The sequence below is a fragment of the Ralstonia mojiangensis genome, assembly GCF_023955645.1.
Classification (GTDB): domain Bacteria; phylum Pseudomonadota; class Gammaproteobacteria; order Burkholderiales; family Burkholderiaceae; genus Ralstonia; species Ralstonia mojiangensis.
In genome coordinates this window covers 133,099-154,711 of sequence record NZ_JAMXHU010000004.1, presented here as the reverse complement: position 1 = coordinate 154,711, position 21,613 = coordinate 133,099, and the positions used below count along the sequence as shown (strand labels likewise).

18 protein-coding genes and 1 pseudogene are annotated in these 21,613 nt (G+C 55.6%); 9 read left to right on the top strand and 10 right to left on the bottom strand.

Annotated elements, in window-relative coordinates; genetic code table 11:
* Positions 1-337 precede the first annotated feature (337 nt).
* Positions 338-1,240 (top strand): hypothetical protein, encoded by a 903-nt coding sequence (locus NG898_RS17325; RefSeq protein WP_252693602.1) that lies wholly within the window; start codon positions 338-340, stop codon positions 1,238-1,240.
* Between the two features lie 317 nt (positions 1,241-1,557).
* Here NG898_RS17325 and NG898_RS17320 read toward each other — a convergent pair whose 3' ends face one another.
* Together NG898_RS17320 and NG898_RS17315 are read right to left on the bottom strand one after the other, a co-directional pair.
* On the bottom strand, positions 1,558-1,902 hold the full coding sequence (locus tag NG898_RS17320; RefSeq protein ID WP_252693601.1) for a hypothetical protein: 345 nt from the start codon (positions 1,900-1,902) through the stop codon (positions 1,558-1,560).
* A 708-nt stretch (positions 1,903-2,610) separates the two neighbouring features.
* Positions 2,611-2,937 (bottom strand): hypothetical protein, encoded by a 327-nt coding sequence (locus NG898_RS17315; RefSeq protein WP_252693600.1) that lies wholly within the window; start codon positions 2,935-2,937, stop codon positions 2,611-2,613.
* A 242-nt stretch (positions 2,938-3,179) separates the two neighbouring features.
* Between NG898_RS17315 and NG898_RS26245 the strand changes: the two genes are divergently transcribed.
* Positions 3,180-4,247, top strand: a complete 1,068-nt coding sequence (locus NG898_RS26245) for a TniQ family protein (protein WP_420803702.1) — start codon at positions 3,180-3,182, stop codon at positions 4,245-4,247.
* Between the two features lie 145 nt (positions 4,248-4,392).
* Here NG898_RS26245 and NG898_RS17310 read toward each other — a convergent pair whose 3' ends face one another.
* The 4 genes from NG898_RS17310 to NG898_RS17295 are packed head-to-tail and all read right to left on the bottom strand — an operon-like array spanning position 4,393 to position 9,738.
* Entirely contained in the window at positions 4,393-5,295 is a 903-nt protein-coding gene (locus tag NG898_RS17310; protein ID WP_252693599.1) for a Fic family protein, read from the bottom strand.
* Between the two features lie 56 nt (positions 5,296-5,351).
* Complete coding sequence (locus NG898_RS17305; protein ID WP_252693598.1) at positions 5,352-6,704, bottom strand: ATP-binding protein; 1,353 nt, start codon at positions 6,702-6,704, stop codon at positions 5,352-5,354.
* The gene (locus NG898_RS17300; protein ID WP_252693597.1) at positions 6,701-8,719 is read right to left on the bottom strand and encodes a hypothetical protein; all 2,019 of its coding nucleotides are present in this window, start codon (positions 8,717-8,719) and stop codon (positions 6,701-6,703) included. Before NG898_RS17300 ends, NG898_RS17305 begins: the two co-directional genes overlap by 4 nt.
* The gene (locus NG898_RS17295; protein ID WP_252693596.1) at positions 8,719-9,738 is read right to left on the bottom strand and encodes a PDDEXK family nuclease; all 1,020 of its coding nucleotides are present in this window, start codon (positions 9,736-9,738) and stop codon (positions 8,719-8,721) included. The genes NG898_RS17300 and NG898_RS17295 overlap by 1 nt, the downstream gene beginning before the upstream one ends.
* Before the next feature lie 935 nt (positions 9,739-10,673).
* Here NG898_RS17295 and NG898_RS17290 point away from each other — a divergent pair.
* The gene (locus NG898_RS17290) at positions 10,674-11,861 is read left to right on the top strand and encodes a TniQ family protein (RefSeq protein ID WP_252693595.1); all 1,188 of its coding nucleotides are present in this window, start codon (positions 10,674-10,676) and stop codon (positions 11,859-11,861) included.
* A 111-nt stretch (positions 11,862-11,972) separates the two neighbouring features.
* Here NG898_RS17290 and NG898_RS17285 read toward each other — a convergent pair.
* A protein-coding gene (locus tag NG898_RS17285; protein ID WP_252693594.1) for an IS5 family transposase occupies positions 11,973-12,730 on the bottom strand; the annotation gives its coding sequence in 2 pieces (ribosomal slippage) (positions 11,973-12,409 and positions 12,409-12,730; 759 coding nt in all).
* Positions 12,731-13,231: 501 nt separating this feature from the next.
* On the opposite strand from NG898_RS17285, the pseudogene NG898_RS17280 reads away from it, so the two are divergent.
* The 3 genes and pseudogenes from NG898_RS17280 to NG898_RS17270 all read left to right on the top strand — a co-directional run.
* A pseudogene (locus NG898_RS17280) lies at positions 13,232-13,414 on the top strand (ATP-binding protein); the annotation flags it as partial.
* A 587-nt stretch (positions 13,415-14,001) separates the two neighbouring features.
* Positions 14,002-14,454 carry a hypothetical protein gene (locus NG898_RS17275; protein WP_252693593.1) on the top strand — a complete coding sequence of 151 codons (453 nt, stop codon included), beginning with the start codon at positions 14,002-14,004 and terminating at the stop codon, positions 14,452-14,454.
* Between the two features lie 434 nt (positions 14,455-14,888).
* On the top strand, positions 14,889-15,326 hold the full coding sequence (locus tag NG898_RS17270) for a hypothetical protein (protein ID WP_252693592.1): 438 nt from the start codon (positions 14,889-14,891) through the stop codon (positions 15,324-15,326).
* Between the two features lie 754 nt (positions 15,327-16,080).
* On the opposite strand, the gene NG898_RS17265 is transcribed toward NG898_RS17270, so the two are convergent.
* The gene (locus NG898_RS17265; RefSeq protein WP_252693591.1) at positions 16,081-17,358 is read right to left on the bottom strand and encodes a hypothetical protein; all 1,278 of its coding nucleotides are present in this window, start codon (positions 17,356-17,358) and stop codon (positions 16,081-16,083) included.
* 572 nt (positions 17,359-17,930) lie between these two features.
* On the opposite strand from NG898_RS17265, the gene NG898_RS17260 reads away from it, so the two are divergent.
* The 3 genes from NG898_RS17260 (at position 17,931) to NG898_RS17250 (ending at position 19,678) form a co-directional block, all read left to right on the top strand.
* Complete coding sequence (locus tag NG898_RS17260) at positions 17,931-18,617, top strand: hypothetical protein (protein ID WP_252693590.1); 687 nt, start codon at positions 17,931-17,933, stop codon at positions 18,615-18,617.
* A gap of 118 nt (positions 18,618-18,735) precedes the next feature.
* Positions 18,736-18,936 (top strand): carbonic anhydrase family protein, encoded by a 201-nt coding sequence (locus tag NG898_RS17255; protein WP_252693589.1) that lies wholly within the window; start codon positions 18,736-18,738, stop codon positions 18,934-18,936.
* Between the two features lie 148 nt (positions 18,937-19,084).
* The gene (locus NG898_RS17250) at positions 19,085-19,678 is read left to right on the top strand and encodes a hypothetical protein (protein ID WP_252693588.1); all 594 of its coding nucleotides are present in this window, start codon (positions 19,085-19,087) and stop codon (positions 19,676-19,678) included.
* Between the two features lie 34 nt (positions 19,679-19,712).
* On the opposite strand, the gene NG898_RS17245 is transcribed toward NG898_RS17250, so the two are convergent.
* Together NG898_RS17245 and sctT are read right to left on the bottom strand one after the other, a co-directional pair.
* Complete coding sequence (locus NG898_RS17245; RefSeq protein WP_252693587.1) at positions 19,713-20,837, bottom strand: EscU/YscU/HrcU family type III secretion system export apparatus switch protein; 1,125 nt, start codon at positions 20,835-20,837, stop codon at positions 19,713-19,715.
* Positions 20,834-21,601, bottom strand: coding sequence for a type III secretion system export apparatus subunit SctT (sctT, locus tag NG898_RS17240; RefSeq protein WP_252694156.1), 768 nt, complete (start codon positions 21,599-21,601; stop codon positions 20,834-20,836). The genes NG898_RS17245 and sctT overlap by 4 nt, the downstream gene beginning before the upstream one ends.
* Positions 21,602-21,613 lie beyond the last annotated feature (12 nt).

The window sequence follows — 21,613 nt, the reverse complement described above, 5'->3', positions numbered from 1 at the left end:
AATCCGAATGGACCTTGCGTTCGAATGTCGTCAGCACGCATTTAAAAATAGAATTGCACCCTACTTCGACAGGGTAGATGTCCGACTATTGCCACCATAGACTATTTTCTCGACCGAAAGAAGATAGCATCCCTGGAAAACAATGAGCTCGCAGCAAGTAAGCGTACAAATAGATAACAGCAAGGTAATAATTCTTCAGGCTGGTGAGGGTGGGGCAGTGCGTCGCAGACGCCCATTCGTTCCTGAGTGTAGGAGGGGAAAACGAGGGTCAGAATCTTCTGCTGGCTCTAGCGCGAAGAGTGGGTTCGCAAAGGTCTGGGCGTATTGCGTTGACCACATGTTTGAAGGGATCGCAGTCGCATTTACGATTTTTGGGACCCTTAGCTACGCCATTGGCAGAACTCTTCTGGACGCCTGGGCGGAGACTGCTGGAATTCCGGTCACCGTCCTTCACACTGATTTCTACGACACGATGCTGATCGGGGCGCAGCGCCCGATCATCTGGCGAACGGCTGCAATTTTGATTGTCGTTTCGGTGGCATACGTGTGGGCTAGCGCGGTCATTCCGGATTGGTGGGCGAAAAGAAATGCCACCATACGCCGAAAGCGACGACGGCAAGATGGGCGTGACCACCTAGGGGTGCGCCAGCGCTTTGCAACAGAGGCTCGCCTTTCGACCAAAGGCGTTCCCGTTGTTCTCCGGTCGTCCAACACGGAGTGGTTACGATGGAAAGTGCTTGGCTTGCGAGGGCGGCATCGCAAGGCACTGCTCGAAGCTCCCAAAGTGCCAGCGAAGCCGGTACGACGGATTACTCAGGCATTGTTCCTAACGATCTTCGCCACGGTGTGCCTCGGAGGAATCTACTTTCTGGTTCGCGTTGTGTTCCTCAAGCCGGCGATGGCGGACGGCGCACAGAGCTTTGCCAAAGTCTACGTGGCAGTCACAGGTCATATCCCTTACCAGTACACAGCGACTTCCATTTCAGCCGATAGACTCAAGAGCTGGGCTTGCGAAGGCGTGCCGATGCTCGCTACGTATCGAACTGTCGAGCTGCCCGTCGAGTCGGACAGCAGCGGGAAGAAGGAAGTTTTCTATGTCTTGCAGGGCGCGGGGAGCACTTTCGTGCTGCTCGGTCAGAATGGTTCCTCACTACGCTCATTCGGGGATAACCCGTTCAATCTCCCTGAGTCACAAGCCAGGCCGCTGTCCACTCTGGCGCAGACATGTCCGAGAGGCTAGTCGCGGCGTCTGCGCAAACGCGAAAAGTAGGGTTGATAGGGTGAATTCACTGCTCAAAATACCTAGCCATTCAAACGAATCGATACGCTGATCGTTCCAACCCTGGTCAATGTCTCGAGGTTACGGGGATCCGACCCATGGCATGTCGATTCGCCGGGATCTCTGCGAAGGATTTGGGATGCGGCCGATCTGGATGCAAGCCTTTCTGCGCACGGTACCGACTTTTGAGCTGGCTGGGGATGCGTCACAAGGCGCAAACCTTGGTCTGGGCTCCGCCTTTCAGAGGGGTTGTCGCTGCGACGTTGAGTGCCTTTGGATTACCAACCAAGCATTTCGCGAGCCCGTTTCATTACCCAGTCTTGCTCGGCTTCCGAGAAGTCCCACTCGCCTTGCTGTACCTTCAGCGCGAATCCCTTGCGCGCACGCGTCAGGCAGAGTTCTCGAGTCAATGCAGGACTCTCAGAAATCTTGCGCGTGAAGTATGCAACGAACTGTTGCGCCAGGTCCTCGCAGCCTTCGTACCGCTCCAGCCATTCGTCTTCGGTAAGCCCGGTGATGTATTTGCCGTCGACGAGGCGCACGCTGAGCTTGGGCTGCGCACCTGGCACCGAGGCAGGAGGGACATCACGCGGAAAATCGACAGGTATCGCTTGGTTTGACATTACGCTAGCCTCCAGGTTTTACGTAGAGTCCATGAGTGCGCACGCAGATGGGGCATCACGGGGTCTCCGATAAGCAGAATGGGACCGTTCGGCCTTACTCAGAAAGATGCAGCAGCAAGCAGCGTCATGATCACTGCGAGAAAAGACACGGTTGCATGCGTTAGCTCCTCATTCGTGGCGGCGTTCACCCTCCCCCATGCGGTTTGCGAGTTCACATTCGTCAAATACCTAAGCAGGATCTCGAGCAACGCTGAATCCGCATCGATTCCGTCGAAGGGAAGGCAGCATGGTCGAGACACGCCTAGCGCCGTTAGGGCTGGGCTTCGACGGTTTGGCGGGAAGTTAGAGCTGGGGCCACGCACATCCAAGTTTAGTCGCTGCGGTGTAACGCATTGGTGCGTTATCCATGCCGGACGAGTTCGAGGGCACAGGAGCCACCGGCATTGTGGGCCCTCTGAGCATCAAGCCATCCTCATGCAACGAATATTCGAAGTTACATACCCTGGCGTCGCGAATGACACGCCGGTATTGAGTCGAGATCCTTTGATCGTTCAGCGTGCTCTTAGGCGTTCACGCAGCTTCGCGTCTGCCGCCAGAAGACCAGCTACTTGGGGCACTGCCCCGTTGTCGTCTGCGAGGGTAGCTATACAACATCGCGTTAGGCAGCGCCATATCGACCGAGGGAAGGGATGATGTGCATGTCGCGACTCAAATTCTCGACGGCGTTGAAGGTGGCCGCCGCCCATGTACGAGCAGCGAGGCGCGAATTCCGGTGAACGTCTTGGCGATAAAATCGGCCGAGATTGCTAACCGGGAGGTGACCAGATCATGCCCAAACAGCCAATCCCACAAAGAGCAGAGAGCGACTCTTCGGATCAGGATGCGGTCGCTTTCCAAGCTGCGGTGCAGACGCTCGCGGCGCGTGTCGGTGCAGAAGACCCCAACGCCGTGCTCACCCCCATGTCCGTCTTCCGAAGCAGCTACATCGCGGTTCTCAACCGCGTCAGGAACGGCTCGATTGAAGTGATCACCCATAGAGGGGAGCCATTTGTCCTCCTGGGCCAAGCCCAGCTTCTCTCGCTGATGCGCGAGCCGGTTCGCCGACAAACAGCTGCGGAACTGCTTGATGGCCTACCGGCGGTCAAGGTCGATGGCCACATACCACGCGTCCGTTCTATTCTTGGTAAGAGTCACCATCGAGTCCCTCCACAGAAGGATAAGTAGACGGGTTCGCCAATCCTGACGCTCAAGCCTACGTTGCTGATTGTGTGGCTGCTATGGCAACGGTAAAGGGCTTCCGTGAGGCCCTGCCAATTGCTCGTGTGAGTGCGATGTCTATAGGGCTGGTGGTGAGCGGCTGGTTACCTGACGAGACACTATTCAGCTTAGTGTCACGGCAGCATCAACTGTCCGGAAATGTGAGGGCCTCTGAGACGTGCCGCGATGCTTTTGGGGTGGATCGACTGGGGCCGGAGGCGAACATACCAAGCGTCCCCGGCGCCTTTGTCGCCGCGACCCATGGTCGGTACGGCTCGGCTGGAGAGATTCTGTTGCAGCACACGGTGCTGCCGTACTACTTGCCACTTGCAAGTGCCAAGATTCGGGCTGATGTATGGGCACAGCTGACGTCTGATGAACCTCAGTCCTTTCGTTATCCACTCGGACGGCTCACCGGACGGCTTTGCGCTCACCACCCGCTGAAAGCCTGCGCGGGCTGCATGGCAGAGGATCAAGCGAGTTTCGGCGTCGCCTACTGGCATCGGCTGCACCAGTTACCAAGCGTATGGGTCTGCCCCAAACACCGATCTTCGTTGCTCGAGTGTGTCCGTGGGCAGAGCGGAGGCGTGTGGACAGTGCTTTGTCTACCAGAACCGGCGTATCTGCGGTCACCGTCAGCGATGGTAGGAAAGGGCGCGGAAGTCTTGCGGCCATGGATGCGTGTGGCCCGGACCTCGGCCGCCTATATGGAGAGCGCCCCACAGCTCTGCCTTGATCGATGCCGCGTCTGCAGTGTGTTGGCGGCGCAAGCCGTTCAACTCGGCGCCGTGGATGATGCTGGCAAGCTGGATTTCCACAAGTGTGCACAGCTCCTAATGCAGATAAGTGAAATATCTGCTTCCGTCCCCCAGTTGGGTGCTGTTTGTCGAGATGAGCGGCGAGTTACCTCGATGGCCCGGCGCATGCTTCAATCCGAGTTTCGGCTGTCAGTCTTGGATCTTATGCTTGCTGTGTCATGCATGCACGGCAGTTGGGCAGCATTCCTTTGCGCCTATCAGGACCAGAAGTCTCCCGGGGGGAGCTGCGCAGAGAGTCGGACGCGGCAAGCTGTCCGGATCTTCTTCTAGATGTGAGAGAGGCTCATGTAACTGCCGGGGTACAACAAAGGCCCTGGCTAACTGCGGCATAGCGAAGGTAACGACGAGCATGCCGGCGATGCGTGCAGGCCGCAGCCGTTGGACCCGGCGTCGCCAACGATCTGTTGCTTCGACGTCAGTCTCCCATGGTCGGAGGAGACTCTATCTGGGCGCTATACATGTGTACGGAGCGGTGATAAGTCCACGAAAATAGGTCTACCGCGAGCGCAACATTCTGGAATTCATATACACCGAGCACTGCACGCGCGTAGTCAATAGCAGTGACATCCTCGAACGAGAGCGGCGCGCAATTATGGAGCAGTAGCGGGATGTTGGCGGCCAGGCGGCTGGTGCGCTTGTTGCCGTCGAGGAAGGGCTGTAGATATGCGAGGTGCACCCAGAGGAATAGTGCGGCCTCGATCGGGTTCCTGATCCGGCAGGCTTTAGCGATGACCGAATCAAGCAATTGCTCAAGAAGACCGTGGCTTTGGATTGGTACGTAGCGTGTGTCGGTGATGCTGACTTGGGTCTTGCGAATCGTGCCAAGCGAGCGGCTGTCTGCTAAGAGATCTTGCATGAGTGCCGCGTGCAGGTTTCTGACGACGTAAGCGGAGAGACCTTCTCTCGGGACGTCCTCCACGAGGAATTCGATGGCAACCTTGTGGTTGAGCAACATCACGGCATCGACATCAAAAGGGGTGTCTCCACCCTTGAACAGTTCTTTCACGGCTCGCCGGCTGTACTGGTTGCCCTCCAAGCGAGACGAGTTCCAGGCAAGATCGACCACCATCTGCACGAACACCTTCCGCGCGTAGGTGCCTGGAGGCTCCGCCTCGCCTAGATGTCCCAAACGATAAAGGTCTTCAGCCACTTCCGGTGGTATCAGCCAAGATGCGTTAGGAACGTAGCTGTCGAGAAATACGCGTTGGTACGTGGCCGCGCTCCTAACAGCCAAGGGAAGGTCGAGCTGTCGCGCAAGCTCAGCTCCCGCTCGCGATAGGGGGCGGGCAGGAGTAGGGTTCGGCTCGGTGACTGACATGATGATTTCTGCGGTGTTTGGATGATGCCGTTCTCAAAATGGCGCCCCACGACTGCTCACCTTACTTCCGCCATCGCACGCATCTTTGCGTTGCCGGCCATAAGCGCCTCCACTGATACTGGAGGGGCTTTTTTGGACAGCTTCTTGGCCGGCTTGTTCTCCGCGCCAATAGAGTCGTCCACCTTCCTCAGCCCGTCCAGCGTCTTACGCTCCTGCACGGTCAGAGCGTCCTCGGTGTAAGACTCGACGATCTTCTTTTGCCGCTCCTCTCGCATTTGAGCAGCCACCGATGCAAAAGGCGATGTCACCTCAAACGGACAAAGCAGATCCTTGCGTGGTTGTATGCCATCGACCATATGGGCGAGCAGCTCTTCGACTTCGGATCGGTGCAGGTTGTGAGGAGAAAGATAGGCTTTTCGCAGATGCTCGATGGTGACTGATGAACGTCCCTCTTGCCTCATATGGCGATAGGCTAGGCAAATGAGATCGATGACAATTCGCTTCAAGCCGAACGTCATCTGGAAGATCTCACGTTCCCACTTCAGGACCGGCACCCCAAACCAGTCACCGGCCACGCGTTTGCACTCCTTCAAATAGTCGCGCCAGTCATCGGTTCCCGCACTCTCAGGTTGCAGGACGATGGGCCGAGACAGCAGGCGGTGTTGATCCTGTTGGGGCCGCGTTTTCAAGGTGTGACACAGGCTGTAGTTGGCTACGTATACGAGCGGCACGTTGAGTCCAAGCAGTGTCAGCAATGTGGACGTAGCTTTGGCGCTGGAGGTGCTGCCATGGGTGATGAACTGGCACTCGTCGGCGAACATCAAGACTGAGAAATCGCGAAATGCCCGCCATCTTGCACGCGTTGTGAGCTCGTCTAGTCGGGATCGAGCCGGCGCGGACTCCTCGTCGGGATAGGCGCATTTCCTCAGCGATGCCGCTACCGTAGGGTGAGTCCGAAAGCTCAAATTGATGCAGTGTGTTGCACGAAATGGATCATGGCCGCCCCCAACGGCGATGGGCTCTTCGATCTGAAGCAGTCGTGCGATGGCTTGTGTCAATGCACTCTTCCCGGATCCTGCCAAGCCGGTGAGGCAAATCGCTGACGCGTCCGGAAAATCATCCGCGAAATTGCGGTTGTACACGAGGCGAAGATACTCAAGGCGGTCCTCGTAGCGGCTAGCAGAGAAGCCGATCGATCCCCCAACCAGCTGTTTGATGATCTGACGTACCTGGGCTGTTGGCACGAACACGCTCTTGAGCGAGATACGTAGTCTTTCCTCCGCAGCCGCAGGCGGCTCACCCGCGATCGCTTTTGCTGTTGCCGGCCGGATGCGTGTCTTTGCAGCAATGACCGAGTCATCGAGCAAAGGGGCAATTCGATCATAGAGGTCCTGTTTGATAGTACTCATCGCGCGCTCCGATGTGCTGTGCCGACGGCCGCTTCCTTCGAGGCTTGCCGGGACGCCTTCGATCGAGGGCTGGGGCGGCCGCTCTTTCGCTTGCCCACATCCCAATCCATACCCGTCGTCTGCTTAAACCGCAGTCGGCCCTCGCTGTCGGCGGCATGTGTGTGTTCGCAAAGCTCCGATTCCAGCTTCGTCTGTTGGCATGCGAGATCTTGCAGCTCTGTGAATGTGAGCGGATCTTGCTGTTCGCGTATCGGAAGCGCTAAGTCAGCCTGGATGATTCGTCCGTTAATATCAAGCCAGACGTGGCGTACACACATGTCCAAAACGTAACCCTGAACATCGATGGTTTGACTGTTCGCGAGGCTTTTAAAAATCCCCGTCTCACGCAGTGCAGTGGAATTGAAGCATCGGTGTAGCAAGTGAGCTCCGTCGCTCCGGAGCTGGAGTGTGACGGGTGACAGAAAGGATCGAACGGCCCTTTCGAAACTAATAGGATTGGCGTCGGTGCGCCCGCGGGCAGATAAGTAGTTCCAAATTCCAGCTGCTGTCGGCAGTACGTCCGCAGCGATCATGTCGGGCGTCAGCTTTGCCGATACGTTTCGCTTGTGGTTGCCTGTCACCACACGCTCGATCTCGCGCACTGCCATCTGAACAGGGCTAAGGTCACTTTGGACGTAAGTTGGCCGGCCCTCGACCTTGATTTTCCGCGGGTTCGAAGTCTCCACCGTAGCCTTGGATTGGGCAAACCAACTAGGAGTGCACTCCCGCATGGGAATACTGGTCTCATCGAACTTGACGGCCAGCAACTTCTTTCCTGGACCGTTGTCCGAGATCAAAAACGGTGGAAGACCTTCGCAGTCCCAATCCCCGTCGAGAAGCGTGTGCCCAAATAATGCGGCGAAACGCGTCTTCGGGATGGCCATGCTGAACAGCGCCATTCGGTACGCTTCTGAGGTCTCGCTGTTCAATGAGAAGCCGACGCCTACGGTGCAAGAGGATGCAACGTCAACAATAACGACGACACATAATGGTGGCAGTAGTGTCTTGCAGTATGGCGACGTCGGATAGTCCTTCGTGAATCGCCCATCGGCTTCCAACTTCTCCATCAGGTTGGCCACTGCATAGGAGAATTTGCCTTCGGATGGACGTAGCCTGTTGCGTGTGCGAACCTCACCGTAGATGGAACGGTTCACCTCGTCTTGATCGTATGCTTTGTTGACGTGATACCTGAACTGTCCGTAACTCGGGAACGGTTTTCCCTCAGGGTGGAAATATCGTTTAACAGCGCGGTCGTTTTTGGCGACCTTGCATCCGAATGTGTGGAGCATTGCCTTGCTGTAGATGGATGCCAGGGTTTTTCCCGCCCCACGATACTCCACGTATGAGTTTTGAATGGTTTTCGCCATCGTTTTGTCAACACGCCAGCCATGTTCCTTGCCTCGTGAGAGCGACGATCGCCCGACCTTTCTCGTCTGTCGCTCTCTGTCGTAGTGCCCGATATTTGGGTAGTTGGGGCAAAGAACCCAAGGATCACGCTTAAAAACAAGATACGCAATGAACCAGAGGCGCGTGCGCGTTTCGTTCTTCCCCAACTCCCTTGCTATACGGTTGATGGTCGTGTTCGGCGCTTCCGAGCAAAGGATTTCTGACTCTCTGTCGAGAAGTGGGGTGATCGAAGCATGACGCTCATCAACACGATCTTTCAGAGTCTTCTTAGCCCTGGCCCGATGAGCATCGGCAGCCATCAGATCTTCGTAGTTCAAATCATCTCTGAACCAAGGGGGCGTCTCTCTCTGTTGAGGTGCGCGGATGATGCTTTGAATGAGTAGGCCCTCTTCAAATTCTGAGCGAGGCATACCGATGATCGCGCTGTCAAAGTGGTTCTCAGTTCTTTCCCAAAACCGAGCGAGGTAAACCTGTGGGAGGGAGGCGCTGTTGCTCAGAAAGTAGTAAGTGACGTCGGCATCCAGGCTCTTGTAGCCGTTCGGTGCAACCAGTTGTGTTCCAATCATCATCACGCTGCTCCCCCAAACCAGTCTCCATAAACTTGCAGAACGTCCCGCGACTCTGGCTTCAGTGGATGATCAAAGTTGATTGGACTAAACAGGTCGACGCGTAACCGTCTATTCCAGATGCCTTGATACAAGATCGTTCGACAGTCGTGGAGGTCGCAGCCCAGCTCGTCGATGATCGCGCGAGATACATCAAGCGGTGTTACGCGCTGGCCGATGATTGATCGGAATCTCTCTTCAATTTTCTGACGGGTTCTGGCAGAAACGCCTATAGAGCGCTGGTGGTACCCGTAGAGCTGCCGCAGATTGCACGCTACGTTGAAGTCGATCTTCGTTTGTGTCACTCGTACGGTTCGAATGCCGGCATCTTCGTAATAAACGCGTTCCAATTCATGGCGGAACTCCAAGCGCTTCTGCCGATTTTCTTCTCGGGTTCGAGTGCTTTTCAGGCCCAGTCCCCGCTTGAATCCATCCTCGTCCTTCTTCACTGTCCAATTGATACAAAACGGCGTGTTGTCATCATCCCGCAGGAATAGAAGCAGGTCGCCCATGAGCGGGATGGGCGCACGGAGATTGGTGTCCGGATCGCTTGGATCGCTAACGACAGTTGTCGGATGGAGCTTAAGTTGCCCAAGGCGATCGGCTGCACTGACTGTCCCCTTAAACGCTGGCAAATCTAGACCGCGTGTATCGCGGTGACCACTCAAAGGATGGTAAGCCGGACCGGGTGAGAGGACGCGTTGCTCATGTAAATCGAACAGTCTGGGGTGATACAGGGCAAGAAGGCCCGCATGCTGCTCGGGCGTCGACAGGAAATGGATGTCGCGCCTCAGTTTGGCTGAATAGATACAAGACCGGCGCGAGCAGGTTGGAGCCTCCTTGGAGAAGGCGGTAATCGGGGGGTGATAGGAGTTGGTCCATCCGCTGAGGGTGTCAGCGTTGAGGCGAGCGAGATACTGCGGGAAGCCCAATTTTCGTGCAATCGGACCGAAAATCGAACCCAGCATGGAGGAGGCTGTCATGATTCTTCCTTGTCAAGTGAGCAGGCCGTTGACTGCCAGAGCAGTAACGGCTTGGATAGGGCCACTTACGCACAGGAAGGGACAGATGCGACGCATAGGGGCGAACATCCCCCCCCGCCAGCCACCTTGACAGGCGTCTGGGGGCGTCACAGAATGACAGCGTCAGGCTATCAACCGACACTGCAGTTCAAGGGCCGCTCCTTTGCCGAGGTAGTGGCCCTTTCCGTATTCCAGGCTTCATGCGCGTGTACCGTCATGGTTCGTGCATGTTTCCTCCTACTCTTCTGTGTTTGCGCTTGCAACGGTGTTTCATGTGTCTAGCGCACTTCACCGGCACTCTTGTGTGCCAACTCTGCGGCACCCCAGGATTCTGGTGCCCCTAAATGCACTTCCGCCCCATGTCCGCCCGCGCTGCCACTCCGCAGGGCACGGGTGTCATCACGCTGGATCTGAGAGCGTTCCGCCGCTTAACTAGAGCGACTTTGTTCTGGGCCGTGTGAGTTGCCTTGGCGCTGATCTCGCTCATCGAGCGAGACATGCTTTGCTCAAATTGAGCAATTCCATTCGAGGCCAGTATAGACATTCGCGCAAATTTGTGGAGATTTTTTTAACTTGATGTGTTTGCGTACGTTAAATAATTTGGCTGCAGTGATTGCGAATTGAATTGATGTTTTAGACTATATCATTGTTCAATCTATTTGTGTTGATATTTAATTGGTATGTGTTTAAAATTATTCATGTAAATTGCCGATCATGCGCGCATATGGAGATGACTTCATGGCTTATGGTTTTAGGTCAAATCGTTTCTTTGGCGGAGCGTTTTGGTCTCCGCAAGATATCTTGAGCGGTACGGTTGATTGCGGTGCGGATCGGGAGGGGGTCCGAATAGGCAAGCACTCTGCGACTAGCCGATCTGCTTCTGGTGTGGTGCCGTCATGCTGAGGACAGTTGCGCCGCAGCAGGGTGAGTACATTCGTGGACACGCAGGGCGGCTAGGATTGTGGAACGGATTTCTATCGGTGGAAGAGCTGCTCACTGTCTTAGATCGGAAGACTCGTGGCGATGGCGACGTCAGAGCACCGGGTCATACCTATCGACTGACGGCACGTTTCGGTGGATTGGATTCCGCAACCTATTTGAAGGAACATTCATTGCTCCCGTTCTGCCGGATTGGAGCTCGCAGTGATGATGAGATGTTTGACTTTGAGAGGCTGGCCAATTTGAAGTCGCAGACGGCGTGGATGCAGCCAAAGCGCGGGGCATACCTGTGTCCGACCTGTGTCGCGAAAGATGAGCGGATGCTGGGTTTTTCGTACTGGCGCGCGTTTCACCAGTTGCCTGGTATCGACACCTGTCCGAAGCATGCGACGGCTCTTGCTGTTGTCTATGTGGACGGTGCTTTTGATAGGCTGCCTGGCTCGTGGGGTACGGCGGCAGAGCCTGTCGACGATGAACTTGTCGCTCTGCGAGCGATGCCTGTTGTTGCGCGCTATGCAGAGATTGCCTACGCGTTCATGGCGAAGGGCCAGAGGGTTTCAAGAATTGCTGCTATTCAGTGTATTCGTCCTAAGGTTGAGGCAATGAGCTTTCCGATCGGTACGCACATCGAGCGGTCCAAGCTAGCGCATCGCATTCGTGATGCTTTTCCAGAGGCATGGCTGGAGGCGCACTACCCCAGATTATTGGGAGACTGTGCAAACGTTCAGTCAGTCAACGGGCTTTGTGGTGGCTCCATCGTTAGCGGGATGGTGTATGCGATGGCGCTTGCGGCGACTTTTTCGACGAGCGAGGAGGCCGTCCATTGCTTCTACACAGCACCGAGCCAAAGGAGGAAGATGCCGCATGCATCAATGTGCGATTCTGTAGAGACATCGAAGCGTCGCGACGATCTTCTTCCTCACTATATTGCAAGTGAAGGGATGGCAAGTTACGTAGCGGCAAAGCTCGGTGTTGGTGAGCCGACGGCATTGAGGTGGCTGAAAGGGGTGGGCTTGCCTTCTCTTGGTAGGCTTGCTCGGCCAGGACGATGCAGGGTCATCGCATTTTTATCGAGAGCATCAAAGGACGAAATTGACCACTGGATTGCGGCCGGCTCGAATGTCCATGCCATCATAGGCGGATGACGCTTGGCAGCGATACTGAGTCTGCCGCTCGGATAGTCGTAAGCTGCGATGGCGTTCGAGGTCGGAACAATTTTTTGTACGGGGTGGCACATCGCATTTGCTAGGGTCTGTTCACATTTTCACGAAGGGACCAAACGCGCAGGCAAGCGAGGCGAACACGAGGTAACTGTCAGCGAGCTTGTCGTAACGAGTGGAGACGCGACGGAAATGCTTGATGCGGCAAAAGAAGCGCTCGACCAGATTGCGCGTTCGATACAGCGCACAGCTGTAGCGGCGCTTCGTCTTGAGGTTCGATCGTGGCGGGATGACGACCTTTGCGCCGGTAGCTCGAATGGCCTGCACAAAGGCGTCGGAGTCGTAACCCTTGTCGGCGTTGACGGCCTTGGCGCGCAGATGTTCGACAAGTGCGTTGGCGCATGAGATGTCATGCACTTGTCCCTCGGACACGATCAATAGCAAAGGCTTGCCCATCGAGTCCACGGCCAGATGCAGCTTGGTACTCAACCCACCTCTGGAACGTCCGAGCGCTTGCGGACCACTTTTTTTGATGCTCCAGCCGAATGCTGGTGTGCTCGGACGATGGTCGAGTCGATCAGGAGGTGCTCGATCTCCGTCTCGCCAGCCATTGCGAGCGCGACGCGCTGCCAGACACCCTTGCGACGCCAACGGGAGAAACGCATGTACACGGTATGCCAGCGACCGAACTCGGCCGGCAGATCGCGCCAAGGACTGCCCGTGCGGCCAATCCATAGCACCGCTTCGAGGAACCAGCGGTTGTCCAGCGCCGTTCGACCACGATCGCCTTCCTTGCCCGGCAAAATCGCTTCGACCTTCTGCCATGCCTCATCACTCAGCAGTGTTCGGACCATCCTGTTCGGCTCGCGCAAAAAACAGGATGTAAACACATCTCAGCAAATGTAAACAGACCCTAGTCGGCTGGGATCAGGTGATCCCGCGCCGCTTCGCGTATCGCTTCGGAAGGCTTGATGTCGTCGACCGAGCGGCCCAATGTCAGTGCCCCCCATCGTTGCGAGCAGCCGGCGGATATTTTGCGAGCGGGCACCTCTGTCTGATCTTTGGGCAAATATGCGACTAGGCCTTGCACAAAACGGTCAGCGTCGCTTCTGGGTCAAGAAACGGCGCGCTTGCGTGGATTTTTTCGAAGACAAGCGCGCCGGCTGCCGTCACAACGTGCTTCGTGTTGGATGATATGGCGTGGTGCCTGCGAATCTCTTCGAGCAGGGTGGGCTTTGGTCTGCATCACTCCAAGAAGGTCCGTTTCCACATACCGGATGCCACCGCAACGAGTGAGATCGAAGCCCCGAAGCGAGTATTCGCTTGCGAGCTCGATGACCTGAGATGCGCCGGACTACGAGCGCACCAGCCTCTTCATTACCGCGAACCTGAGCCTCGGCGAATGGTCCAGCTTCTTCGGGGGCGCCAAGATGACCACCACGCTATTGCACCGCCTTGCGCATCACTGCCACATTGTTGAAACCGGCAATGATAGCTATCGTTTCAAGCCCAGCATCACCCAGCCCAAGAAGGAGTAACGCACCGTCAAACAACCCACACAAAGCGACACCTAACAGCCTTTAGGGTGGGGCAGTTTTCGATACAAATCCTGGGTCGGGGTCCAGTGCAAATCAACAACCCGATGATTTGCTGTTCCGTAAAGCGCTTCTTCATGTGCGTCTTCTGCTCCGGAAACCACCTCTACTGGAATCCGGCTGGCCTTTGCAGGTGGCAGGGTCGCCTTCAGACCCGGGCTGTCAAGGGCCACTAAACCGGCGACGCAGCCCCCCCCGACGTAAAGCCCACGACGGAGTGCGGTGACATCAGGTAGGCGAAGGATGGCGTCCAGATTTCGGGCATTGACCGTGCCTATATCAAGCGATTGGGGAAAAGCCACTAAAAATGGTCAAAATTTCAAAATGCGGATCATTAGCGTCGATTCTACTATCGAAGTAGAGGTGAGATAAAAATTGGCGCGATGGAAGGGGGGGTGATTTCTGTGCCGGATTCCCAAATTTCGTGCTGTGAGGCCCTCTGCACTGTGGCACCAATGAGCACAGCCTTCGGGATCTCACTTCTATCGGCCTCGGTGGAGTTCTATTGAAACTTGAAAAGAGTATTTGTAGTGTTAGATCGTATTTTAAATAATTCTGGACTTGATAAAATTAGCAATTCCAATGCTGTTTCATGGCGTGACAATGATGGCCATGTGGGATTCTCTGAGGGTCTTAATAAGGTTGAATCTTGCAGGCCGGAAATTTTAAAGAGTCTCATGCGTGAGGCTGATGAAAAAACAGATCGTGAATTAAATCGCCTGTCGAGAGTCGTGGAGATTTCGCAAAATCGCGGAGGCGACGCCATCGTCAGGCTAAAAAATGGATGCCTTAAGAGTGATGGCGGAATTGTAAAGAGATTAATTTTTAAATCCCGCTACAAGGCGGAGCGCCGAGAGGCCGCCAGACATCTGGGGCTTTCTGGGGATACTGTTTCCGCGGCCAGCGCTGCATCGAAAATCCAAGAAAACCTTCGTAAAATTACGGAAGCCTCATATAAAATTCAGGCGTATTCGCGTCGTTAATGGGTTGAGTGAAATAGAAATTTAATAATATAGTTTCGGCCCTTGATAGCAAGGGCTGAAACTTTCCATCACGATTGCTTGAGCTTCGTCTCGACGTCTCCCCTCCCTCTTCCCGCGATTTGAGTAGCGCATTCCTCGATCTCAAAGCTATGCCGTTGGTTCGAGGTGCCACGGCGCACCGTGTATTGCCGGTCCGTAAAGTCAGAGCCGAAGGTCCAGGCCCGCTCCGCGGAGCCGATCAAGGCGATGACCGGGGAGTCCCCATCGTTTGGCTACCGAACGGTGGCGCATCTGCCGGGTTCAACAAGAACACGGGTCAACGGATCTTTCAGCTCATGGATTGACAGGTTCGCAAACGACCGATTGGCTTCCGTCCACGCGTTCAAGCCCTGCCGTCGGTGGCCAGGGCACCGAACGAGCGCCGGCCGACCGACATGTGCCGCGTCTGGGCTGGCCGTGACGACTGGGCAACGCTGGCGCTGGGGATTGACTGCCACTCGTGGGAGTTGCTGGGCTGGACTCTATCGCGCAGCGGCCGCGCGGGCACGGCGCCGAGCGCGTTCGAGCATGCGCTGATCGCCCAGTTCGGCACGCTCGGACGCGTGCCTAAACTGTTCCTACTGCGAAGTGACAACGGCCTCGTCTTTACCTGCCGCGACTACACAGCCTTGGGGCGCAGTTATGGCCTGCGTCAGGAGTTTATTACGCCCCACTTCCCACAGCAGAACGGCATGGGTGACCGCGTGATCCGCACGCTCAAGGAGCAATGCGCGCACCGCCGTCGCCGATCGGATTCAGTTCTACAACATCGACGGACACACGAAGCGCTGAAGATGAAAACCCCGGCAGAGGCGTTTTCTTTAGCCGCTTAACCTGTGCAGGTTTCACTGGGTCATTACACGTGAGCGGCGACCAGTTTGATGAATTTGTATCTGTTGGGAGGGCCGTCTGCATTGCTGCCAAGCTAAATATTTCTGTGGTTGCAAGGTGCTGGTGCGCGAACGAACTGTTTGTTGAGATTCACCGCGGTCGCGATCAAATGCGAGCTCAGTTTCATCATGTCGATGTTCGAATAACCAAGTGCTGTTGCAGCACGCTTGAGGTTTTCGTAATCCGTATGATGCATTTCAACAATGATTGTCGGCACGATGTTCCCTCATGGTTTGCCGTTGAAAGCGCCTTACTTTCGATTCATTCTTCTTAAATCTCATCCTATTTTATTTATCTAAAATAAGTTTCCTATCAGACTTGTCTGATTCGTATAGTGATAACGTACGAAAGTTACTCCGGCTTGGAGGCTCACTGCAATTGAGAGGGGCAGGGCTGTCATGAAGTAGCTGTCGAACGTTGCGCGTCGTCTATTGAGTATTTATTCATGGAAGATTCGGGGCGCATTCACCGGACGAAAGGACCTGATTGGCGTAATTGATGTGGATCGAAGCATCTGTGCGTTCGCGCAGGGGAGGGGGGGGCGCGGCGAGCCCGCGCATATATGCGTACCGCAAAACATGGGCTGTCGTGCGGTCGACGAGAACCGTGTGGGACGGACTTCGATGTCGGCCGCACGCGTGTTCTGGGGTTTAGAAATATCTCGTAACGAAGCGTGCAGGCGGCATTGCGGAGCGGTCAGCTGATCTCCTGCAGAGCAAAATTCCGTCGGTTGTCGCCCTTGGGGTCGACCACAGCCACGTAGTGTTTTTGTTGATCCCAGACCGTGAGATGGTGGCTTGGCGAGGCCGCTTTGCTCGGCTTTGTGGCCCTGGGGAAAGTTCCATGAACTATGTATGGCTCGTCATCGAGGGGCGCTGAAACGACCTTGACCAGAATGTTCGTCTTGTAGCGCTTGTTGATGATGTCAATGAGGTCGTCAACGGCGCTCTCAGGGCCGCCATCCATGTGCAGCATCTTTCCCTTGTCGTTCGGATGCAGCCGATCATACTCGGCTCGGACCGCCTTCACTTGGTCGTCCATTGCTATCGCGCCGATCTCGGGGAGCAAAGGTTGGAGTAGTGCGTAGATCGCACAGTTGTGGCCGATCCCCGTGTTGGCAATAACCTTTTTGTCATTATTATTCAGGAATTCCTCAAATCTCCTATTTAGGTAATAGTACGAATCAACTTGCTGGTCGGGGTCGATTCGCCTGGTATCAGCATGCCTTCCGAAAGTAGTCTCGTCGGCGAGATTTTCTGCGGATGCCTCATTGGACGTAGTTAGAGGAGTTGGCGGTGCGGCGATGTGTTTCGGTATGGTTATCGTTTCGCGCGTCGCTTCGGCTACCGTCGGCTTCTTTGCGGGAGGGCCTCCGGGCAACGGTAAGTGGCGCCGCTGGGCCAGACCTGCATTTGCGCCCTGAGCAGCACGCGTGTGGGAGCGAGGTGTGGAGGGTCGGTCTGCGGGGCGATGCGGAGACGGGCTGGGGGATTGGGGCGCTGGTGGCGACTGTTCCGATTTCTTTCCCCCCAATTCCTGTTCCACTTCTTTCAATGCATCGCCGGCCCCTATGATGGTGGCGAAAACTTCATCAAATGAATGCGATGCGTTGGCCGGGGGGATGGCGAACGCCGTCAAGAGCCCAACCACCAGCTCTCGGCAATTCTGGAGTTGTGAAGAAGCGGACTCCAAACCATGCTTCGCGCGGTTAATGCCTTCGCGAATATTTTCATAATCCGCTGGATCCGGCTGCGCTGTGCGGCCGGTGGGACCGTTCAGTGGGTGGTGTGTCGAACTGCTCGGTACGTGGGGGGCACCCGAGGATGTCCAATGCTGGTCGCGTCTTGAAGCACTTCGGACCATGGTGATGTTGGCGCCGATTTGGTTTCCGTCCCGTGGAGGCGTTTCGAATGGCGGGCGTATGCCGGTGCCGAACGCGACGCCTGGGGTGATGTTAATCGTGACTGCGTCCATTTATTCTCTCGAAGAGTTGTGGTGACTCTACCTGCCATGCCGAAATGCCGCATCTACGCGAGCTCACGGCGAATTTACGCCTTTTGAGGCGCGGCATTAACGGGGTGTCGGCATATGGCGATTCGCTAGCCTCGAGAATCTCGATAGCCCAATCAGGCTAGCACAGATCCGTTTTCGGAAATTTTAAAAAACGTCCGAATTGCAATAGGCATCGCAGATAACCAGCGTTGAATTTGAGTTTGAATCCGAAGTCTCGTTTGTTGCCAGGGATTCGACGCACAACTTTCCGTCGAGTTTCGGAGTGCGACTCAAAATCCGCAGCGAACCGCCAAGACGTAACTGAACGTAGGCGCCGATTTCGGCCGATTTTTGCAATGGTGGAGATGGTGTGCGCGCTAGCATCCAGCGAACAACGGTCTGTCGGCATGGTGGACGCCGCTGGAGAAATTGCGCGTTCACAACGTACTTGGTGCCGGACGGTTGATGACCTTCATGCTGCTACTCCCCCTGGGCGCACTTGCAGCTGAAGAGAAGTGCTGAAAGCGCCCTGAACATATTTCGAAGGAGGTCCAATGCGTCCGATTCAATCTCAGTGGCAGAACGGCCCGGTAGAACTAGGAATGCGCTCGTTTTCCGAGCCATCTCGTTTCAGTGATGATGTCACAAGGCAGATTGACGAATATACCAGGGGGAAGCACGTGATGGTATATAGCGGCTTCTCCGAACTCGGTTATAGCGATCCGTCGAAGCTTGAAGAGACGGTAAGGGAGCAGCTGGACCAGGCAATAGTGAGCTACGGATCGGAAAAGGTATGCGTGGCGGCTGGGGCAACGTCAGACGGTATTGGAATGGTTTACGCGGTGGCAGCGGAGATGGGCGTCGACACAATCGGCGTTGTTTCGGTAGAGGCTCAACGTAATCCAGAATCCATATCGAAGCATTGTAATAAGGTCATTTATGTAGATGATCCCAAAGGAACTTGGGAGGTGGTCAATGCGCGAAACGAATCATATATGGTCTACCTCGCACGCAACATGGAGGAGTTCGGGAAAACCGGTGAGTTCCTGGCTCTCGGCGGAGGTCGCGTAGCGTTGAAGGAACTAGAGGAAGCGAAATCCCTGCGTATTCCTGCTATGGTTATGCCTCACTTCGAACCCGATCCGGACAAAGCCAAAGCCCGATTGGAGAAGGCGCCAGGCCAAGATCTGACTCCTGTTCGCACTCATTTGGGCATTGAGAACAAGCGATTCTCATACTAGGAGTCGGCCCAATACCTCTAACGAGGCTTTTCCTCCGGCCAATAATCTCTTGGCTAGTGACCTCCGGCCCTACGGGGCCGATTTCCCATCTTCTCTTGGACGCACTTGTCCATGAGACATGTCGGAGATTCTGCGCGTGAAATTCCTTGTCACGGCTTTTCTAACTACGCCCTGCTCCGAGGGGGTAAGTTGGTTCGTGTTGAGGACGCCGGTGGAAGCTTCTAAAGCGCAGATCGAACGCTTCGCCGCGCACTATCCCATGATCGCCTGTCCCACACAGCCGCTGAACGATCGTGCGATCGATCCCGGCGGCATGTAATTTCCACGCTATGAAGATACCAACACCGCACCGCATCAGTGCTTCTAGTGATCCGTTTCCCAGAAGATCGGCTCCCGAACAGGGGGGGCGAGATTGGGCGAGGGCGTGTATTGGGGTCACTCGCGGCATTGAGTCACCCCGTGCCAATATGCTGTTCCCTACGCCCCCACATGACCATCAGGTGTATCTTGAGGACTTTGACTTCGAAGCCAATAAGTGGAATGGCGAGCCATCCTCCGCGCGTTGGGCGGGGGCGTGTATTGGCGTCAGTCGCGGCATTGCGTCCCGTGCCAATATGCCGTTCCCTATGCCCCGACATGACCATCAGGTGTATCTCGAGGACTTTGACTTCGAAGCCAATAGGTGGAATGGCGAGCCATCCCCTGCGCCTCACCCCGCCGCGATTGACCGGTTGAAAGAACAAGACGCGACCGCCAACACCAGAGAACGTTGGGTACTGGAGGTAGCCCGGAAACCGGAGATTGAAATTCGATTGCCGGCGGTGCCACGGAATTCGTCGGGGCTAAGGCGCATGACGCAGGAAGACAAGCAAGCTTTGAGGGAAGCGCTGACCCGTAACCAAGATCTATTCGTTGACAAGTGGGCGGAAGATCGTGGCGTGGAATCTTTTTCCGCAGTGGTTTGTGCGAGCCTGATTTTGAAGAAGCTTTGCGATGCGTCTTTGCATGATGACCGCGAAGCCTCCGGCTCCAGGCGGAACACATATCAAAGGACTAAATAGACGCCGCTACGGCGGGCAACGCGCGTGACATCCGTTATCGTGCGGTTATCTGTGATGTAGATAAATCTTTTGCGTCCTCAGCATCAGGCGGGGCGACCTCGATGTCCTCAGCGTCATACTGGTCTCGCTGGTTCTTCTCAAGCTCAACAAACCACATCAGGATTTCGGCAATGTCGTTCAGGCAGTCCTCAGAGACGAATGAATAACGGCGGTGTGTAGAGAAGATTTTTCGGGCAAGTGAAATATTCCGAACCACAGGGATTTTCATCTTCTTCGCGTGTTGAATGACTGCGACAGCTCGCTCGTCGGTCTCCATTACCGAGATGAACGGCAGCGGCGCGATTTCTGGATTGATATATAGTCCGATGCCGATGTGAGTCGGGTTGGCGACAATAAATGTCGACTTTTCAACGTCCGCTAGAACATCACCCGATAACATTTCGCGCCCGAGTCGTCGCTGCTCTCTCTTGATTTCTGGCGCACCATTCTCGTCCTTGTTCTCACGCTTCACCTCTTCGCGCGTCATTTTCAGCTCACGAATGTAGAGCTGATATTCGAGAAACGCGTCTGCCAGCACAATCGTCAGTGCGGCCACTAGGAGCGTCAGCACTAACGAAAAAACGAGCTCCCCTAACGTCGGTAGCAGACCTATCGATGGGAGCCTCGACAGGCTGAGGATCTCGGTGCGATGGGTGCGCCAAAATATTCCCATCGCCATAGCAAAAACAGCCAGATATAAACATGCTTTGGCCGCATCCTTGATCGTTTTCAAGTTGAAGATTCGCTTGAATCCGGAGACCGGGCTAATGGCGGAAAAATTCAACCGTATCGCCTCGGTGGCAAAGCGAAAACGCGACATCAGGAGGTTGGGAATCGCGGCCAGAACGATCACCACCAGAATGAAGCCTGCAATCGCGACGATGAATAGCTCGACGAAATTCTTGGTGTAATCGTGCAAAGGGGTGACAAAACCGTTTTCGGCCGCGCGGAGCATGCTGTCGAATACCGCTATAGCCGAGATGCCAAAGCGGATAAAGCACGCGCCACCCAGCAGCGTGATCAGTACGACGAGATCCTGACTGCGCCAGGATTTTCCACGCTTGCTTTCGTTCTGTTTTTTCTTCTCTGACGGCTTCTCCGTCTTGGCGCTTGAGCTCACGCGCCTCCCGTGAACATGGCGGGGAGCGGCCACTGATCGAACCGGTGATGCATAAATGTCGGCGCTTCACTGCTGAAGTACATAAGCAGGACCAGACAAGCGGCGAGACTCTTGAGCGTCATCGCCACGGAGAATGGGTTCAGTTGTGGTGCGAAGCGAGACAATACGCCAAGCGATATTTCCACAAGTAACATTGCGGACAGCGCCGGCATGGCGGCGGCGATGCCGGAGAGCAACGCTCGTCCGAGCAACCTTGCGGAGCCGTACACGGTCTTCGCATCCAGTGTTATCGCGCTCTCTATCGGGATCTGTCGGTAGCTTGCTGCAAGCGTGTCGAGTAAATGGAGCAGGCCGCCGCCGAAGGCGAAGATGATGGTCCAAACAAGGCCCATGAGCGTGGCCAATATTGACGCCTCAACGCCTGCGGCGGGATCGATAGCTTTCGCCAGCGTCGCGCCGCGCTGGTTATCCAGTATTTCACCGCAAGCCAGGGCAGCGAAGTATGGGGCGCCGAACGCGAAGCCAAGAGCGAGTCCAATGGAGGCTTCTTTGAGCACCGTTGCTAGCAATGGGAGGCTCGGCAGCTCTTGCGCGGAGGGCGCGAGAACCGGAAGGAACGCGAGGGAGGTGAGCGCGAGCATCGCGCTACGCACGATGCCCGTCAGCGCCTTCTCCCCGAAGAGGGGAATGAACATCAGCGCGGGGCCGATGCGGGCCAGCCCGACAGCGACACACAATACGGATTGCTCAAGGTGGAGTGTCATGATGTCCACGAT

What these genes read in the sequence shown, in the direction of transcription:
- NG898_RS17325 (WP_252693602.1), top strand. Translation starts at nt 338, where the DNA reads ATGTTTGAAGGGATCGCAGTCGCATTTACGATTTTTGGGACCCTTAGC.
- NG898_RS17320 (WP_252693601.1), bottom strand. Translation starts at nt 1,902, where the DNA reads ATGTCAAACCAAGCGATACCTGTCGATTTTCCGCGTGATGTCCCTCCT.
- NG898_RS17315 (WP_252693600.1), bottom strand. Translation starts at nt 2,937, where the DNA reads ATGGGTGATCACTTCAATCGAGCCGTTCCTGACGCGGTTGAGAACCGC.
- NG898_RS26245 (WP_420803702.1), top strand. Translation starts at nt 3,180, where the DNA reads ATGGCAACGGTAAAGGGCTTCCGTGAGGCCCTGCCAATTGCTCGTGTG.
- NG898_RS17310 (WP_252693599.1), bottom strand. Translation starts at nt 5,295, where the DNA reads ATGTCAGTCACCGAGCCGAACCCTACTCCTGCCCGCCCCCTATCGCGA.
- NG898_RS17305 (WP_252693598.1), bottom strand. Translation starts at nt 6,704, where the DNA reads ATGAGTACTATCAAACAGGACCTCTATGATCGAATTGCCCCTTTGCTC.
- NG898_RS17300 (WP_252693597.1), bottom strand. Translation starts at nt 8,719, where the DNA reads ATGATGATTGGAACACAACTGGTTGCACCGAACGGCTACAAGAGCCTG.
- NG898_RS17295 (WP_252693596.1), bottom strand. Translation starts at nt 9,738, where the DNA reads ATGACAGCCTCCTCCATGCTGGGTTCGATTTTCGGTCCGATTGCACGA.
- NG898_RS17290 (WP_252693595.1), top strand. Translation starts at nt 10,674, where the DNA reads ATGCTGAGGACAGTTGCGCCGCAGCAGGGTGAGTACATTCGTGGACAC.
- NG898_RS17270 (WP_252693592.1), top strand. Translation starts at nt 14,889, where the DNA reads ATGTGCCGCGTCTGGGCTGGCCGTGACGACTGGGCAACGCTGGCGCTG.
- NG898_RS17265 (WP_252693591.1), bottom strand. Translation starts at nt 17,358, where the DNA reads ATGGACGCAGTCACGATTAACATCACCCCAGGCGTCGCGTTCGGCACC.
- NG898_RS17260 (WP_252693590.1), top strand. Translation starts at nt 17,931, where the DNA reads ATGCGTCCGATTCAATCTCAGTGGCAGAACGGCCCGGTAGAACTAGGA.
- NG898_RS17255 (WP_252693589.1), top strand. Translation starts at nt 18,736, where the DNA reads ATGTCGGAGATTCTGCGCGTGAAATTCCTTGTCACGGCTTTTCTAACT.
- NG898_RS17250 (WP_252693588.1), top strand. Translation starts at nt 19,085, where the DNA reads ATGCTGTTCCCTACGCCCCCACATGACCATCAGGTGTATCTTGAGGAC.
- sctT (WP_252694156.1), bottom strand. Translation starts at nt 21,601, where the DNA reads ATGACACTCCACCTTGAGCAATCCGTATTGTGTGTCGCTGTCGGGCTG.